Here is a 16,170-nt window from a genome sequence, read left to right on the forward strand (position 1 = left end):
GGGCGCCCGCTCCCTCTGTGGGAGCGGGTATGCCCGCGATCGGTTGCGCAGCAACCGCCATACAGACAACTAAAAGATCCAGCCAAGCGGAGCACACGTGATGAAACAGCCCAAAGTGAATTTCTACAACCTGGCCTGGCGTTGGCATTTCTATGCCGGTTTGTTCGTTGCGCCTTTCATGGTGATGCTGGCCCTGACCGGGACTATCTACCTGTTCAAGCCGCAGCTCGACTCACTGATGTACAGCAGTCTGCTCAACGTCCCGGCCGGCCATCACACCGTTTCAGCCGATGACTTGCTGACACGGGTCAAGGCCGCTTATCCACAAGGCCAGGTGACCCAATACCTGCCACCGCTGAACGCCGAGCACAGCGCGCAGTTCGTCGTGCAGAACAATGGTCAGGAGCTGAACGTTTTCGTCGATCCGCACCACGGCGACATCCTCGGCGAGCAGGATGCGAAGAAGAACCTGCAGGCCATCGCCCGGGCGATTCACGGCGAGTTGATGATCGGCACGGTCGGTGATCGCCTGATCGAACTGGCTGCCGGCTGGGGCATTGTCCTGGTGGTATCGGGCCTGTTCCTGTGGTGGCCCCGCGGCCAGGCGGCAGGAATTTTGTGGCCGCGCCTGAACAGCCGTGGTCGCGTGTTGTGGCGTGATCTGCATGCAGTGACCGGTTTCTGGGGCGCCTCGCTGTTGCTGGTGATGCTGCTCAGCGGCATGACCTGGACCGGCTTCTGGGGCAAGCAATACGCCGAGGTCTGGAACGTGTTCCCGGCCGCCATGTGGGATGACGTGCCCAAGTCCGACGTCGAGGCCCGCAGCCTCAATTCGGCCACTCGCCAGACCGTGCCCTGGGCCATGGAAAACACGCCAATGCCGATGTCCGGCGATCACGCTGAACACATGAACCACGACGGCGCGCACGCCGGCCCCGCAGCGCCGACCATTGCCCTGCAAGACGTGCAGAACATCGCCAGAGAGCGCAAGGTTGAACCGGGTTACAGCATCACCCTGCCGACCACCGCGACCGGTGTGTTTACCATCGCCGTGTTCGCAGACGACCCGCGCAACGATGCCACCCTGCACATCGATCAGTACACCGGCAAAGTCCTCGCCGACGTGCGCTTCGCACACTACGGTGCCGTTGCCCGGGCTACGGAAATCGGCGTGATGCTGCACGAAGGCAAGATGTTCGGCACCTTCAATCAGATTGTCGTATTGCTGATCTGCCTGATGATCCTGCTCAGCGCCGTCAGCGGCGTGGTGATCTGGTGGAAGCGTCGTCCACAAGGAAAACTTGGCGTGCCACCACTGCGTCATGACCTGCCCAAGTGGAAAACTGCGATGGTCATCATCTTTGCCCTGGCAGTGGTCTTTCCATTGGTAGGCGCTTCGCTGGTGGCGGTGTGGGTGCTGGATCGCCTGCTGCTGTCGCGCCTGACCCGGAAAGCGGAAAGTGCTTCGTCTTCATCCTGAGACTGGTGAGGTGCGCAGGGTGCAATGGACGGCTCCCTGCGCATCACCCTCGCGCATTCAGGGTGTACTTGCCTGGCCCCTCACAGATCATCCCACTCTTACTGCGTTTGCACGATTCCCAAGGGAGCGGCCTGTCCACGAAAAGGCTCTCGGCTAGTTGTTTTTCATCGCATGGATGCGATACCACAAACATACTGGTTAATTGTAAAAATCATCTCCTTGAAAAACCTCGTATTGAGTTAGCACTTAACAAACTCTCCATCACATCCATACTTCGCTCTCGCGAGTTAAACACTAAAACACTCGCACATCTCAATGGTGACTATTCCTACAGCTCAATCAGCACAACTCCTACGAGAACAAAAAAGGCTAACCATGTTCAAGATACTCATCGCATCCATCGCATCCATCGCATTCATTGCAGCTCCAGCATGGGCTGCTCAGCCCGCCTTTACTGGCATTGACTATAGTGGTCGATACCAATGCACCGGCATGGACAGCCATATAGGGGCATTTGAAGGTGTTGTCGACATGAAACTCAATACCGAACAAAGCACCGGCGAACATGCTGCTTACGCTTTTACCCTGACACTGCTCGACAATTCCAGATATGACGGATTTGCCGCCGCCAATTCAAATTCGCTGGCGATTTACTTTGCCCATACGGATCCGGCTCTCAAGGATTACGGCGTCGGCATTGCGAAAATAACTACAACTGCTGACGGAAAAACTTCATTCACCAAATACTATTACGGTCCAGAGTACGAAGGTGGTGGACATGGTTTTGAGACCTGCCTCAAAGCTGATGTTTAACTGGCCTGACTGATACACCTTCAGTAAATCCTGTGCCTCGCCACCGAGAGCCGTCCCATCCGGGGAGTCGCGGTGGCGAAGCTGAAATTTATAACCAATCAGCCATTACAGCTCATCTCGTGTCGGTTTATCTGTCTGCGTCGAAACCCTCAGTCGGGCGATTTGCCAGTCCTCTCCAAGGTTCCCGAGCTGGTTCCAGCCAGAAGCGCTCGTCAATACCCTCATGACCCCAAAGTACTTCAACCGGGAAACAAGGTCTGCGCTACTACCCGAAGAAGGTTGGGACAGAAACTCCCCTTCCTGGGCGGAGTTTGAGGGTATGTATTTGAGCAGTGCACCGCTGCGTGTCGAGTAGTAGAACGCCTCAATGTTGAACCTCTTGTTTTTCAAAATCAGGGTGCTTATCCAGACCGACGCCTTTGATGCATAGTCCACCCCGTCCATTGTGAAGCCGGCCTGCGGGGCGGCCATCTGGAAGGCAGCCCTCAACGAGTATTCCACAGGAAACTCAGGAACCTTGTTTCTTGCCGAGGTAGAAGGGTCTCCCTGGGTACGGAAAATCCGCAGGAAGCCATCGCTGGGAGAGGCGTGATCAGCCACAGGCTCTACGCTCACGTAGGAATAGGTGTCGGGCCTGACGAGGACGCCGCTTATATAAAAATTCGCTTGAGCTTTGACATGAGCAATACGCCGTTGTGCATGCCCAACCGCATCGTCGGGGTGATGGAATATCGGCCCCAAAGGCAATACCGGTTTTTGCGCCCACAGGTCATCGTCGGAAATAGCCCTCATGTGCGGCACCCAATCCTGCCCGACCTTACCCGGGCAAGACCAATAAGCACTGGTCACCAGCACCTCCAGTTCCCCGGCTGCAGCCATCTTGCGAATGTAATCGGTCAAACCGAGTTTGCCCTGTTGGATGTTGCTCCAGTCACGCCGTGCCTGTTCGGGCGAAGCAAAGGGGTTGGGCTTGAACTCAATTTGGCCAAAGCGATCGGTTGATGGAATGGGATCGAAGGTGAGGAGTTTCAGGCGCAACAACGCACCGTCAGCGCAGGAAAAGTAAATCGGCAGGTACTCGCTGGGAAGGTAAGCAAGGGTGCGAACCTGGCTAACGTCGAGCGGAGAGAAGAAATGTTCCCGCGTCTCTTCCGTGGACCCCGGCTGTTTCGTTGCCCCACGCAGGTACACCGCGCTTATGTTGTATCGATACGGTAAAGCGCCAGAGAATATCTGTCGGTGTTCAAGCGCTGGCTTAAGCGCCTCAACGGGCAGGGTTGCCATGAACGCAGGACTGCGGCCCGGCCCCTTGAGGACAAATCCGAAACTCAGGGCTGAAGAGCGGGCGGTCTGGTCATGGACAAAACGCGCACTGTCCTGCGCCTGAATGTGCAGCGGGCTGTATGCCGGATCCGACTCAACGCTCTCTGGATCTTTGCTGATTGCGATGGGAGATGAAACGACGTTCGCCACCTTGCCTGGCGGCCCCCACAACGGACTGCCCATGACCACGCGCAGGTCTCCGGCATTGGCCAGTTTTTTTACCCAGTCTATCGGTGACAACAAACGCTGATAGATCTGCTCTTTGACCCAGGCGGCATCAAGATCGTTTGCCGGGTTGCCTGAAGCACCGATTGCGATACCAAGATCGGCACGCAATTTTTCCCACAAACCCATCCGGTAACGGACAGTCGCGCCGTCAGGAGCAAACAGGTACTCATTCAGTGCTTGCTCCGAATGTGTGAACGCGGTGTAGACGACATCGACCGACAACATATTGCGATAAAGGTCTCGTTCGATGGGCGTCATGACGACCGGGATCGCCCGCGATACCCGGGAGCGATAGCGCGCAACGATTTTGCAGCCTGCCGGAAACAGGCCAGCGGTGGCCGCGTCATCGGGGAAAACCCACTTGATATCGAAGTTTTCCTGGGGAATGGGGATTGGATCGGTCGCCACAAAACAACCATCGTTGCGAATCAGGATCAGACCACCAAATGCCACTGTCCTGCCCCTGGGTATTTTCGAGCGGGCATACAGGGCTGCGTCATCCGCGGAAATGAAGACTGGCCCGAGCTTGCGTCGCGACAGGTGCAGGCTTGGTATCCAATGGGGGCCGATCGGGCCTGTCCTATCCCAACACAGACTGGTGCTGATGACACCTAACTCACCACTTTTGGCGATTACTCTGACGAAGCCGGCCGGGGTGAGTGTTCCGCGGCTCAGATTTCGCTCAAAATCGTCCAGGCTTTGGCCGACGACATCATTGTCAAACAGATCGGTGCCCTTTTTTGCCTGGTATTTCAGAACAGCGCCATCCTGCGAAGCAATATAGAGTGGGATGTTCGGATTGGCCTCATCGATCACCTCCATGACCGGACGTCGTTTGCCGTCGTATATCACCTCGTACAAATGTCTGGGCTGGATGAAGTTCTGTGCCAGCCAGAGGCTGGTTTCGCCACGTGTAGGCTGGACCCGCTTGACCTGCTGTCGTGAATAGAAATAGGAGTGCGGCATGAAACCTTCGGGATAAATGAAGTCCCTGCCACTGCTGTCGTGAGCGAACAAGGTACGTCGCCTCCAGAGCTTGGTTGTCGTGCTGAGCGCAACCAACTCGGTGGAAATGTATTCCTCCCTGTCTCGATGCTTGAGTATGAAGCCGAACCATGTCTGCTCCTGATCGTGTTGTGCTCTGTCCTTGAAGTCGCGATCGAGGGCCGCGCCATCGGCTGTTGGGAATACTGCCCCGTAGGCCACTTTGTCCGGCACGATGCGCGCCCATGGCTGCGGAGCGACTGGCCCGCTGATCTTTCCACGCGGGCGCCAGCGCCCGTCGCTGATGAAGACATGCAGGTCACCAGCTTCGGCCATCGCCATCACCAGTGCTTCGGGTTTTGCCGCCCCTGTCTCGAGATCCCGGGCCAGCTCGCCGGGTTTCTCCCGATTTCCCAATCGAGTGCGCAACGCTGCCTCGCTCGTCGAGCCGTTTCCAGTGAATCCGATCAGACTGTTCTCTGATCCTGAAAGATAGGCCGGATTACGAGCGCCGAGCAGGACTCGGCACTCGTGAACGCTGAACATCAACAGGCTTGTCGCGGCATCTTCGACCGTCCATCCCAGCGTTGAAATCTTGTCGGGATCGAGTGTCGATAACGCCGGGTGAGAAAAGAACTGACTGTGCAGCACGTGACCAGGCGGGAGCGCCTGATGCGGAATTGTTCCGAGCGGCAGCACCTGTGGCTCGGTCAGCACAAACCGGCCATCGCTGCGCTCCAGGATATAGGCAAAATATCCAATGTTACGGCGCCGTCCGACGCGCTCGTGACCAAAATGCGCGGCGTCGTCCGCTGAAAGAAAGAGGCTGTCCAACACCCTCAACTGAGCAGCCCCCGCTGTGTCTGGTCGCCTGACTTGTTCATCCATGAGTAACACTCCATTGAATCATTAGTGGAGACGCACTCTCGCACCGCATGAATGCTCAGCAGCGGTAAATAGTTATCGCATCATGCTCGGCACCACATGAGCGCACGGCCATGACCACAACGCTTTTCAGTGCCCGCTCACGGTGCAATCCCCGCACCTGAGCATCCTCTCTAACCCACAGGCAAAGCCCTTCGGGTCTTAGGCACAGCCCTTGCTAAAGCCCCTGCAGTAGTCCGCATCTGCCAACCAAGAAAAATCATCAATTCATGGAGATCGCACAATGAAGCGTCGCAGCTTGATCAAGGCTTTCACACTCACGGCAAGCATTGCCGCAATGGGTATGACCTGGACCGTCCAGGCCGCAGAGACCATCAAGGTCGGCATCCTGCATTCGCTGTCCGGGACCATGGCGATCTCCGAGACCTCGCTCAAGGACATGGCGCTGATGACCATCGACGAGATCAACGCCAAGGGCGGCGTGAACGGCAAGATGCTCGAACCGGTGGTAGTCGACCCGGCCTCGAACTGGCCGCTGTTTGCCGAAAAGGGTCGCCAGTTACTGACCCAGGACAAGGTGGCGGTGGTGTTTGGCTGCTGGACTTCGGTGTCACGCAAATCGGTACTGCCGGTGTTCGAAGAACTCAACGGTCTGCTGTTCTACCCGGTGCAGTACGAAGGCGAAGAGATGTCGCCGAACGTGTTCTACACCGGCGCCGCGCCCAACCAGCAAGCGATCCCGGCTGTTGAATACCTGATGAGCGATGACGGCGGCAGCGCCAAGCGTTTCTTCCTGCTCGGCACCGACTACGTCTACCCGCGCACCACCAACAAGATCCTGCGCTCCTTCCTGCATTCCAAAGGCGTGGCAGACAAGGACATCGAAGAGGTCTACACGCCGTTCGGTCACAGCGACTATCAAACCATCGTCGCCAACATCAAGAAGTTCTCGGCGGGTGGCAAAACAGCGGTTATCTCCACCGTCAATGGCGATTCCAACGTACCGTTCTACAAGGAGCTGGCCAACCAGGGCCTGAAAGCCACCGACGTTCCGGTGGTGGCCTTCTCGGTCGGCGAGGAAGAACTGCGTGGCATCGACACCAAACCGCTGGTGGGCAACCTCGCGGCGTGGAACTACTTCGAATCGGTCGAGAACCCAGTGAACAAGAAGTTCGTCGATGACTGGAAAGCCTATGCGAAGAAACACAACCTGCCGGGCGCTGACAAAGCGGTGACCAATGATCCGATGGAAGCCACCTACGTCGGCATCCACATGTGGGCGCAGGCCGTCGAGAAAGCCAAGTCCACTGACGTCGACAAGGTCCGTGAAGCCCTCGCCGGTCAGACCTTTGCCGCGCCGTCCGGCTACACCCTGACCATGGACAAGACCAACCACCACCTGCACAAGCCGGTGATGATCGGCGAAATTCAGGGCGATGGGCAGTTCAACGTGGTCTGGCAGACCGAAGGACCGATCCGCGCCCAGCCGTGGAGCCCGTTCATTCCCGGTAATGACAAGAAGCCGGATTATGCGATGAAGAGCAACTGAGGCGGATTCCGAAACTGAGGCGGACCTGAAACATCCCCCTCACCCCAACCCTCTCCCTCAGGGAGAGGGGGAAAGGGAGCCGATCTTCAAGCTTTTCAAAGCCAGAGATCGACTCGAATCTGCAAGTTGCAGCACATCGCTCACGCACCTCGGTCAGTCCCCTCTCCCTCTGGGGGAGGGTTAGGGTGAGGGGGCGGTTGAACAGGACACCACCAATGCCAACAGCCATCTACCGCTTTATCTGCGCCCTCGCACTGCTGCTGCCCATGATGGCCCACGCCAGCGACGCCGAAGACTTCGTCGCCGCCAACCCGACGCAACAGGCCAAACTGCTGGAGGCCTGGGCCGCGCAACCCGATCCGGCCCGTGTCGAACTGATCAACGCCCTGCAACAAGGCGTATTGACGGTCGACGGCCAGCCAAAAACCCTGCGCCTGAACAACCGCCTGCGGGGGCTGATCGACACCGCATTGGCCAGTCATCAACTGCTGGCGACCGACAGCAAAACCCGTCTGAGCGCCGCACAGCAATTGCAGAAAAGCGCTCGTCCCGCACAACTGAAATTCCTCGACCAGCAATTGGCCGGCGAAAAAGATGAGGGTGTCCACGCCGCATTAAGCCTCGCGCTGGCCAACCTGCAACTGGTCGACAACGATCCGGCCGTGCGTCTGGCCGCCGTGCGTTTGCTCGGCGAAACCGGCGACCCGCTGGCCCGCACGCGCCTCGAAGGCTTGCTTGAGCCCGGAGCCGAAGCCGATGCCAACGTGCGCACCGCCGCCGAAACCAGCCTTGCCCAGGTCAAACGCAAACTGTTGATCGGCGAAGTCCTTGGCCAGGCCTTCAGTGGCCTGTCGCTGGGCTCGATTCTGCTGTTGGCGGCCCTCGGCCTGGCGATCACCTTCGGGCTGCTCGGCGTGATCAACATGGCCCACGGCGAAATGCTCATGCTCGGCGCCTACGCCACCTACGTAGTGCAGCTGATGTTCCAGCGCCTCGCACCGCAGGCCATCGAGTTCTATCCACTGATCGCGTTACCGGTGGCGTTTTTCGTCACTGCAGCCATCGGCATGGCCCTGGAGCGCACGGTGATCCGGCATCTCTACGGCCGCCCACTGGAAACCCTGCTCGCCACCTGGGGCATCAGCCTGATGCTGATCCAGTTGGTGCGCCTGATGTTCGGCGCACAGAACGTCGAAGTGGCCAACCCGGCGTGGCTGTCAGGCGGTATCCAGGTACTGCCCAATCTGGTGCTGCCGTACAACCGCATCGTGATCATCGTCTTCGCTTTGTGTGTGGTGGTGCTGACCTGGTTGCTGCTGAACAGGACGCGCCTGGGCCTGAACGTGCGTGCGGTCACCCAGAACCGCAACATGGCCGCCTGCTGCGGCGTGCCCACCGGGCGCGTCGACATGCTCGCCTTCGGCCTCGGCTCGGGCATCGCCGGGCTCGGTGGCGTAGCCCTGAGCCAGATCGGCAACGTCGGCCCCGACCTCGGGCAGAGCTACATCATCGATTCGTTCCTGGTGGTGGTATTGGGTGGTGTCGGGCAACTGGCCGGTAGCGTCTTCGCAGCCTTTGGCCTGGGCATTGCCAACAAGATCCTCGAACCGCAGATCGGTGCCGTGCTCGGCAAGATCCTCATCCTCGCGCTGATCATTCTGTTCATCCAGAAACGTCCGCAAGGCCTCTTCGCATTGAAAGGACGGGTGATCGACTGATGAACCAGCCTCTACTGCTCACGGCTACACAAAAGGCCGGCCCGAAAGTCACGGTTGCCATAGGCACAGTGATCCTCGTTCTGCTGCTGGCGCTGCCCCTGCTCTCGCTGTTGCCGGTGGACAGCACCCTGCATGTCTCGGCCTACACGCTGACGCTGGTGGGCAAGATTCTCTGTTACGCCATCGTTGCCCTGGCGCTGGATCTGGTCTGGGGTTACGCCGGCCTGCTCTCCCTCGGCCACGGCCTGTTCTTCGCCCTGGGCGGTTACGCCATGGGCATGTACCTGATGCGTCAGGCCTCCGGCGATGAACTGCCAGCGTTCATGACCTTCCTGTCGTGGACGGAAATGCCGTGGTTCTGGACCGGCACCAGCAGCTTTCTCTGGACCCTGTGCCTGGTGGTGCTGGCGCCCGGTCTGCTGGCGTTGATCTTCGGATTCTTCGCCTTCCGTTCGAGGATCAAGGGCGTGTATTTCTCGATCATGACCCAGGCCCTGACGTTCGCCGGCATGCTCCTGTTTTTCCGCAACGAAACCGGCTTCGGCGGCAACAATGGCTTCACCAACTTCCGCACGATCCTGGGCTTTGGCATTACTGAACCGGGCACCCGCGCGGTGCTGTTTTTTGCCACTGTCGTGCTGCTGGTGGCAAGCCTGTACCTCGGCTGGCGCCTGGCACAAAGCAAGTTCGGCCGCGTGCTGACTGCGCTGCGCGATGCGGAAAACCGCCTGATGTTCTGCGGCTACGACCCACGCGGGTTCAAGTTATTCGTCTGGGTGTTGAGCGCCGTGTTGTGCGGCCTGGCGGGTGCCTTGTACGTGCCGCAAGTGGGGATCATCAACCCCGGAGAAATGTCGCCGACCAACTCGATTGAAGCGGCGGTCTGGGTGGCCCTCGGCGGTCGCGGCACCTTGATTGGGCCGCTGCTCGGCGCCGGCGTGGTCAACGGCATGAAGAGCTGGTTCACCGTGGCCTTTCCGGAGTACTGGCTGTTTTTCCTCGGCGCGCTGTTCATCGTCGTGACCCTGTACCTGCCCAAAGGCGTGATCGGCCTGCTGAAGAAAAGAGGTGAACAATGAGAGTCACGGCAACGGCTGAATTCATGCTCGAACCGGCGTTCTTTCCACCGCTGGAGCCCAACCGCGACGCCGGTACCAGCCGTGATGCCCTGGGCCTTGGCCAGCGGGCGGGCCCGGGGCTCAATACCCGTCACGGCACCATTCTGACCCTGGAGGACATCAGCGTCAGCTTCGACGGTTTCCGCGCATTGAATAATCTGAACCTGTACATCGGCGTCGGTGAGTTGCGTTGCATCATCGGCCCTAACGGCGCCGGCAAGACCACGTTGATGGATGTGATCACCGGCAAGACCCGTCCCAGTCATGGCAAGGCCTGGTTCGGTGAAACCCTGAACCTGACGCAAATGAGCGAAGTGCAGATCGCCCAGGCCGGCATCGGCCGCAAGTTTCAGAAGCCCACCGTGTTCGAAGCCTTGAGTGTGTTCGAGAACCTGGAACTGGCACAGAAGACCGACAAATCGGTGTGGGCCAGCCTGCGTGCACGCTTGAGCGGCGAACAAAAAGATCGCATCAGTGAGGTGCTGGAGACCATTCGCCTGACCAGCGCGGTCAATCGGCCGGCGGGTTTGCTGTCCCATGGTCAAAAGCAATTCCTGGAGATCGGCATGCTGTTGATGCAGGACCCGCAGCTGCTGTTGCTCGACGAACCGGTGGCGGGCATGACCGATGCCGAAACCGAATTCACCGCCGAACTGTTCAAGCGTTTGGCGGGCAAGCATTCGTTGATGGTGGTGGAACACGACATGGGTTTTGTCGGTTCGATTGCCGACCACGTCACCGTGTTGCACCAGGGCAGCGTGCTGGCTGAAGGATCGCTGGAGCAGGTGCAGGACAACGAGCGGGTGATCGAGGTGTATCTCGGTCGTTAAACCGGCTCCTACCGGGGTTGAGAGGAATTTGAACATGCTGCAAGTCGACAAGCTGCACCAGTACTACGGCGGAAGCCACATCCTGCGCGGCCTGACGTTTGACGTGAAAGTTGGCGAAGTCACCTGCCTGCTCGGGCGCAACGGCGTGGGCAAGACCACCCTGCTCAAATGCCTGATGGGCCTGCTCCCGGCACGGGAAGGCGCGGTGAACTGGGAAGGCAAAGCCATCACCACGCTCAAACCGCACCAGCGCGTGCACGCCGGAATCGCCTACGTGCCCCAGGGCCGGGAAATCTTCGGCCGCCTGACCGTGGAAGAAAACCTGTTGATGGGTCTGTCGCGCTTTCCCGGCAGTGAAGCGAAGGAAGTCCCGGCGTTCATCTACGAGCTGTTCCCGGTGCTGCTGCAAATGAAGCAACGCCGCGGTGGCGACTTGTCCGGCGGGCAGCAACAGCAACTGGCGATCGGCCGCGCGCTGGCCAGCCGGCCTCGCCTGTTGATCCTCGACGAGCCCACCGAGGGCATCCAGCCGTCGGTGATCAAGGAGATCGGCGCGGTGATCAAGAAGCTCGCCGCACGGGGTGACATGGCCATATTGCTGGTCGAGCAGTTCTACGATTTCGCCGCTGAACTGGCCGATCAATACCTGGTGATGTCACGGGGCGAGATCGTGCAGCAGGGACGTGGCGAAAATATGCAAGCCGAGGGTGTACGCGGCCTGGTTACGATCTAATCTGTAGCGTCCTAACGATAATTAAAAAAACATGAATCTACCTGCCTCGCTTTTATTCACGCCCAGCTGGCATGCCGAACTCGAATTGGCCTACGCCCGGTTCGACGACACCACACGCCCTGTCCTGCGTCGGCACAAGGGTCCGTTACGGGTACAGAAACACCTGTATGCCGAAGGGCCTGAAGTCTGCCAGCACATCATCGTGCATCCACCCGGCGGCATTGCCGGGGGTGATCGACTGGACATCTCGGCCAGCGTCGAGCGCGATGCCTGGGCGCAGATCACCAGCCCCGGCGCGGCCAAATGGTACCGCGCCGCCGGTCCCGCCTATCAGCAGCTGACCTTGACAGTAGTAGCCGGTGCGACACTGGAATGGTTGCCCCAGGAGACCATCGTTTTTAGCGCAGCCCAGGCAGAACTGCGCACCCGCATCGACCTTGAGGGCGATGCGCGACTGCTCTACTGGGACGTCGTGGCCCTCGGTCGTCCCGCCAGTGGCGAGCGTTTTGATCTTGGCCACTTTCAGGCACAGCTGGACATCCGCCGGGACGGGCAATTGCTCTGGCATGAACGCCAGCGCATTGTCGGGGCCGATGGCTTGCTCGATTCGCCCATCGGGCTCGACGGGCAACCAGTGTTTGCGACCTTGCTGGTGACCGGTGAGATCGACAGCGATCTGCTCGAAGCCTGTCGCTCGTTGCCCAACGATGTGCGCGGGGACTTGACGCAACTGCCGGGATTGCTGGTTGCGCGATGCCTGGCCAGTGAGGCGCTGTTGGCGCGGGGTTGGCTGATTGATTTATGGCGGCTGCTCAGGCCGGCGCTGCTTGGCCGAGAGGCTGTCCCACCGAGAATCTGGAATACCTGAGCACTGTTCCCCCTGTATTGGATTCACAAATTGAATGACCTTTTAACTGCCGAAACCGGATGTCTACGATGGACCTGACCCCACGCGAAAAAGACAAGCTGCTGATCTTCACCGCCGGCCTGGTGGCCGAAAGACGTCTGGCCCGCGGCGTGAAACTCAACTACCCCGAGGCCATGGCCTACATCTCTGCTGCGCTGCTCGAAGGCGCCCGTGACGGCCAGACCGTCGCCGAACTGATGCACTTTGGCACCACCCTGCTGACCCGCGAACAAGTGATGGAAGGCATCCCGGAAATGATTCCGGAGATTCAGGTCGAAGCCACCTTCCCCGACGGCACCAAACTGGTCACCGTCCACCAACCTATCGCTTGAGGCTGCCCCATGACTTACCACATCCGCGATGCCCTGCATGCCGACCTGCCGGCGATCCGCGACATCTACAACGACGCCGTGCTCAACACCACGGCGATCTGGAATGAGCAGGCCGTCGACCTCGACAACCGCCAGGCATGGTTCAGTGCGCGCCAGGCTCAGGCTTATCCGATCCTGGTGATCGTCGATACCGAAAACACGGTGCTGGGCTACGCCTCGTTCGGTGACTGGCGGCCCTTCGACGGTTTCCGACATACCGTCGAGCACTCGGTGTATGTGCGCAGCGATCAACGGGGCAACGGTCTCGGCCCGAAGCTGATGGGTGAATTGATCGAGCGCGCCAGAGGGTGCGACAAACACGTGATGGTCGCCGCCATTGAAAGCGGCAACGCCGCCTCCATCCGCTTGCACGAACGCTCCGGGTTCATCACCACCGGGCAGATGCCGCAGGTGGGCACCAAATTCGGCCGCTGGCTGGACCTGACGTTCATGCAGCTGACCCTCAATCCTGGCGCGCAACCGCCCAGTGCCGACAAGGAGTAACGCCCGATGAACGCCGCCCAACTGCGCCGCGTCAACGTTGAAAGCTTCGCGCACTATCGCCAGGGCCTGATCGAGCTGCTGCTCGATGCGGTGGGTTATGGCGCCAGTGTCGGCTTTATGGCCGATCTCGACGCCATGCAGGCCCATGCGTACTTCGACGAGGTCCAGGACAACCTGAACAAGGGCAGCCTGCTGCTGTGGGTGGTGGTCAAGGATGAGCAGGTTCAGGCCAGCGTCCAGTTGAGCCTGTGCCAGAAAGCCAATGGCCTGAACCGCGCCGAAGTGCAGAAACTGCTGGTGCGCGAAAACGCCCGCCGACGTGGTCTGGGCCAGCAATTGATGGAGGCGCTGGAGCAGGCTGCGGTGCAGTACAAACGCGGCATGCTGTTCCTCGATACCGAGGCCGGTTCGCCCGCCGAGGCCTTCTATCAAGCCCTTGGCTACACCCGCGCCGGCGAGATTCCGGACTACGCCTGCGACCCCACCGGGCGCTACAAGCCAACGGCCCTCTATTTCAAGATTCTCCAAGGAGCCCATTGATGATTCCCGGCGAATACCAGATCCAACCCGGCGAAATCGAGCTCAACGCCGGTCGCCGCACCCTCCGCCTGACCGTGGCCAACAGCGGCGACCGGCCGATTCAGGTCGGTTCGCACTACCACTTTTTTGAAACCAATGACGCCCTGACGTTCGACCGCGACGCCAGCCGTGGCATGCGCCTGAACATTGCGGCGGGCACGGCGGTACGTTTCGAGCCGGGGCAGCGTCGCGATGTGGAACTGGTGGATTACGCCGGGCACCGGCGGGTGTTCGGGTTTGCCGGCAGGGTCATGGGTGACCTCGACTGACATGCACCTGTCTGTGGCGAGGGAGCTTGCTCCCGCCGGACTGCGCAGCAGCCCCAAAATCTGCAACCGTATTCCGTCACGCACACCACCTATTCCGGCTTCGCGAGCGCTTCGCACTCGAACGGGAGCAAGCTCCCTCGCCACAATGAATCGTACGTTCAAGGCATGCCCATGAAAATCTCAAAACAAGCCTACGCCGACATGTTCGGCCCAACCGTCGGCGACAAGGTGCGCCTGGCCGATACCGAGCTGTGGGTCGAGGTGGAAAAAGACTTCACCACCTACGGCGAGGAAGTGAAATTCGGCGGCGGCAAGGTGATTCGCGATGGCCAGGGCCAGAGCCAATTGCTCGCAGCCGAGGTGGTCGACACGCTGATCACCAACGCCCTGATCATCGACCACTGGGGCATCGTCAAGGCCGATGTCGGCCTCAAGGACGGCCGCATCGCCGCCATCGGCAAGGCCGGCAACCCGGACGTGCAGCCCGGCGTCAGCATCGCCATCGGCGCCAGCACCGAAGTCATCGCCGGTGAAGGCATGATCCTCACCGCCGGCGGCATCGACACCCACATTCACTTCATCTGCCCGCAGCAGATCGAAGAGGCCCTAATGAGCGGTGTCACCACCATGATCGGCGGCGGTACAGGACCGGCCACCGGCACCAACGCTACCACCTGCACCTCCGGGCCCTGGCACCTGGCGCGCATGCTCCAGGCCGCCGATGCCTTCCCGATGAACATCGGCCTCACCGGCAAGGGCAACGCCAGCTTGCCGGAGCCGCTGATTGAACAGGTCAAGGCCGGCGCCATCGGCCTGAAGCTGCATGAAGACTGGGGCACCACACCCGCGAGCATCGACAACTGCCTGAGCGTTGCCGATCAATACGACGTACAGGTGGCGATCCACACCGACACCCTCAACGAGTCCGGCTTCGTCGAAACCACCCTCGCCGCCTTCAAGGGTCGCACCATTCACACCTACCACACCGAAGGCGCCGGTGGCGGTCATGCCCCGGACATCATCAAGGCCTGCGGCTTTGCCAACGTGCTGCCGAGTTCGACCAACCCGACCCGGCCGTTCACCCGCAACACCATCGACGAACACCTCGACATGCTGATGGTCTGCCACCACCTGGACCCGAGTATCGCCGAAGACGTGGCCTTCGCCGAAAGCCGTATCCGCCGTGAGACGATTGCCGCCGAAGACATCCTTCACGACCTTGGCGCCTTCTCGATGATCAGTTCCGACAGCCAGGCCATGGGCCGGGTCGGGGAGGTCATCACCCGCACCTGGCAGACCGCCGACAAGATGAAGAAACAGCGCGGTGCGCTACCCGGCGATGGCGAGGGCAACGACAACTTCCGCGCCAAACGCTACATCGCCAAGTACACGATCAACCCGGCGATTACCCACGGCATCAGTCACGAAGTGGGCTCTGTCGAAGTCGGCAAGTGGGCGGACCTGGTGCTGTGGCGTCCGGCTTTTTTTGGCGTGAAACCGACGCTCATTCTCAAGGGCGGCGCCATCGCGGCCAGCCTGATGGGCGACGCCAACGCCTCGATTCCGACGCCGCAGCCGGTGCACTACCGGCCGATGTTCGCCAGCTACGGTGGCTCGCTGCACGCCACCAGCATGACCTTCATCAGCCAGGCAGCACTGGATGCAGGTTTGCCACAAGCCTTGGGATTGAAGAAGAAAATCGCGGTGGTCAAAGGCTGCCGTCAGGTGCAGAAAACCGACTTGATCCACAACGACTACCTGCCAAACATCGACGTCGACCCGCAAACCTATCAGGTCAAGGCTGACGGCGAGCTGTTATGGTGCGAACCGGCGGACAGCTTGCCGATGGCTCAGAGATATTTCCTGTTCTGACCCCGCC

14 protein-coding genes are annotated in these 16,170 nt (G+C 59.9%); 13 read left to right on the forward strand and 1 reads right to left on the reverse strand.

Going from position 1 to position 16,170, the window contains the following annotated elements; all coding sequences use genetic code 11:
* Nucleotides 1-100 precede the first annotated feature (100 nt).
* Both EIY72_RS14645 and EIY72_RS14650 read left to right on the forward strand, forming a co-directional pair.
* Entirely contained in the window at nt 101-1,480 is a 1,380-nt protein-coding gene (locus EIY72_RS14645; protein ID WP_093227029.1) for a PepSY-associated TM helix domain-containing protein, read from the forward strand.
* Nucleotides 1,481-1,855: 375 nt separating this feature from the next.
* Nucleotides 1,856-2,293, forward strand: coding sequence for a hypothetical protein (locus EIY72_RS14650; RefSeq protein WP_093227031.1), 438 nt, complete (start codon nt 1,856-1,858; stop codon nt 2,291-2,293).
* 105 nt (nt 2,294-2,398) lie between these two features.
* Here EIY72_RS14650 and EIY72_RS14655 read toward each other — a convergent pair whose 3' ends face one another.
* Nucleotides 2,399-5,716 carry a hypothetical protein gene (locus EIY72_RS14655; RefSeq protein ID WP_093227033.1) on the reverse strand — a complete coding sequence of 1,106 codons (3,318 nt, stop codon included), beginning with the start codon at nt 5,714-5,716 and terminating at the stop codon, nt 2,399-2,401.
* Between the two features lie 280 nt (nt 5,717-5,996).
* Here EIY72_RS14655 and urtA point away from each other — a divergent pair, with 280 nt between their 5' ends.
* The 11 genes from urtA (at nt 5,997) to ureC (ending at nt 16,163) form a co-directional block, all read left to right on the forward strand.
* The gene (gene urtA, locus EIY72_RS14660) at nt 5,997-7,262 is read left to right on the forward strand and encodes an urea ABC transporter substrate-binding protein (protein WP_093227036.1); all 1,266 of its coding nucleotides are present in this window, start codon (nt 5,997-5,999) and stop codon (nt 7,260-7,262) included.
* A 215-nt stretch (nt 7,263-7,477) separates the two neighbouring features.
* Entirely contained in the window at nt 7,478-8,980 is a 1,503-nt protein-coding gene (urtB, locus tag EIY72_RS14665; protein ID WP_093227039.1) for an urea ABC transporter permease subunit UrtB, read from the forward strand.
* On the forward strand, nt 8,980-10,059 hold the full coding sequence (gene urtC, locus EIY72_RS14670; RefSeq protein ID WP_093227042.1) for an urea ABC transporter permease subunit UrtC: 1,080 nt from the start codon (nt 8,980-8,982) through the stop codon (nt 10,057-10,059). Before urtB ends, urtC begins: the two co-directional genes overlap by 1 nt.
* On the forward strand, nt 10,056-10,928 hold the full coding sequence (urtD, locus tag EIY72_RS14675; RefSeq protein ID WP_093227045.1) for an urea ABC transporter ATP-binding protein UrtD: 873 nt from the start codon (nt 10,056-10,058) through the stop codon (nt 10,926-10,928). The genes urtC and urtD overlap by 4 nt, the downstream gene beginning before the upstream one ends.
* Before the next feature lie 34 nt (nt 10,929-10,962).
* Nucleotides 10,963-11,661 (forward strand): urea ABC transporter ATP-binding subunit UrtE, encoded by a 699-nt coding sequence (gene urtE / locus EIY72_RS14680; protein ID WP_093227048.1) that lies wholly within the window; start codon nt 10,963-10,965, stop codon nt 11,659-11,661.
* Between the two features lie 31 nt (nt 11,662-11,692).
* Complete coding sequence (locus tag EIY72_RS14685) at nt 11,693-12,529, forward strand: urease accessory protein UreD (RefSeq protein WP_093227051.1); 837 nt, start codon at nt 11,693-11,695, stop codon at nt 12,527-12,529.
* A gap of 68 nt (nt 12,530-12,597) precedes the next feature.
* Nucleotides 12,598-12,900, forward strand: coding sequence for an urease subunit gamma (gene ureA, locus EIY72_RS14690; protein WP_057397787.1), 303 nt, complete (start codon nt 12,598-12,600; stop codon nt 12,898-12,900).
* 9 nt (nt 12,901-12,909) lie between these two features.
* Nucleotides 12,910-13,443, forward strand: a complete 534-nt coding sequence (locus EIY72_RS14695; RefSeq protein ID WP_093227054.1) for a GNAT family N-acetyltransferase — start codon at nt 12,910-12,912, stop codon at nt 13,441-13,443.
* Nucleotides 13,444-13,449: 6 nt separating this feature from the next.
* Nucleotides 13,450-13,983, forward strand: a complete 534-nt coding sequence (locus tag EIY72_RS14700; protein WP_093227057.1) for a GNAT family N-acetyltransferase — start codon at nt 13,450-13,452, stop codon at nt 13,981-13,983.
* The gene (locus EIY72_RS14705; protein ID WP_093227060.1) at nt 13,983-14,291 is read left to right on the forward strand and encodes an urease subunit beta; all 309 of its coding nucleotides are present in this window, start codon (nt 13,983-13,985) and stop codon (nt 14,289-14,291) included. The genes EIY72_RS14700 and EIY72_RS14705 overlap by 1 nt, the downstream gene beginning before the upstream one ends.
* 171 nt (nt 14,292-14,462) lie before the next feature.
* Complete coding sequence (ureC, locus tag EIY72_RS14710) at nt 14,463-16,163, forward strand: urease subunit alpha (RefSeq protein WP_093227062.1); 1,701 nt, start codon at nt 14,463-14,465, stop codon at nt 16,161-16,163.
* The last annotated feature ends 7 nt before the right edge of the window (nt 16,164-16,170 follow it).

It is taken from the genome of Pseudomonas vancouverensis, from assembly GCF_004348895.1.
Lineage (GTDB): Bacteria > Pseudomonadota > Gammaproteobacteria > Pseudomonadales > Pseudomonadaceae > Aquipseudomonas > Aquipseudomonas vancouverensis.

Excerpts from the sequence above, each read along its gene's own strand:
- EIY72_RS14645 (WP_093227029.1), top strand. The coding sequence starts at position 101 with ATGAAACAGCCCAAAGTGAATTTCTACAACCTGGCCTGGCGTTGGCAT.
- EIY72_RS14650 (WP_093227031.1), top strand. The coding sequence starts at position 1,856 with ATGTTCAAGATACTCATCGCATCCATCGCATCCATCGCATTCATTGCA.
- EIY72_RS14655 (WP_093227033.1), bottom strand. The coding sequence starts at position 5,716 with ATGGATGAACAAGTCAGGCGACCAGACACAGCGGGGGCTGCTCAGTTG.
- urtA (WP_093227036.1), top strand. The coding sequence starts at position 5,997 with ATGAAGCGTCGCAGCTTGATCAAGGCTTTCACACTCACGGCAAGCATT.
- urtB (WP_093227039.1), top strand. The coding sequence starts at position 7,478 with ATGCCAACAGCCATCTACCGCTTTATCTGCGCCCTCGCACTGCTGCTG.
- urtC (WP_093227042.1), top strand. The coding sequence starts at position 8,980 with ATGAACCAGCCTCTACTGCTCACGGCTACACAAAAGGCCGGCCCGAAA.
- urtD (WP_093227045.1), top strand. The coding sequence starts at position 10,056 with ATGAGAGTCACGGCAACGGCTGAATTCATGCTCGAACCGGCGTTCTTT.
- urtE (WP_093227048.1), top strand. The coding sequence starts at position 10,963 with ATGCTGCAAGTCGACAAGCTGCACCAGTACTACGGCGGAAGCCACATC.
- EIY72_RS14685 (WP_093227051.1), top strand. The coding sequence starts at position 11,693 with ATGAATCTACCTGCCTCGCTTTTATTCACGCCCAGCTGGCATGCCGAA.
- ureA (WP_057397787.1), top strand. The coding sequence starts at position 12,598 with ATGGACCTGACCCCACGCGAAAAAGACAAGCTGCTGATCTTCACCGCC.
- EIY72_RS14695 (WP_093227054.1), top strand. The coding sequence starts at position 12,910 with ATGACTTACCACATCCGCGATGCCCTGCATGCCGACCTGCCGGCGATC.
- EIY72_RS14700 (WP_093227057.1), top strand. The coding sequence starts at position 13,450 with ATGAACGCCGCCCAACTGCGCCGCGTCAACGTTGAAAGCTTCGCGCAC.
- EIY72_RS14705 (WP_093227060.1), top strand. The coding sequence starts at position 13,983 with ATGATTCCCGGCGAATACCAGATCCAACCCGGCGAAATCGAGCTCAAC.
- ureC (WP_093227062.1), top strand. The coding sequence starts at position 14,463 with ATGAAAATCTCAAAACAAGCCTACGCCGACATGTTCGGCCCAACCGTC.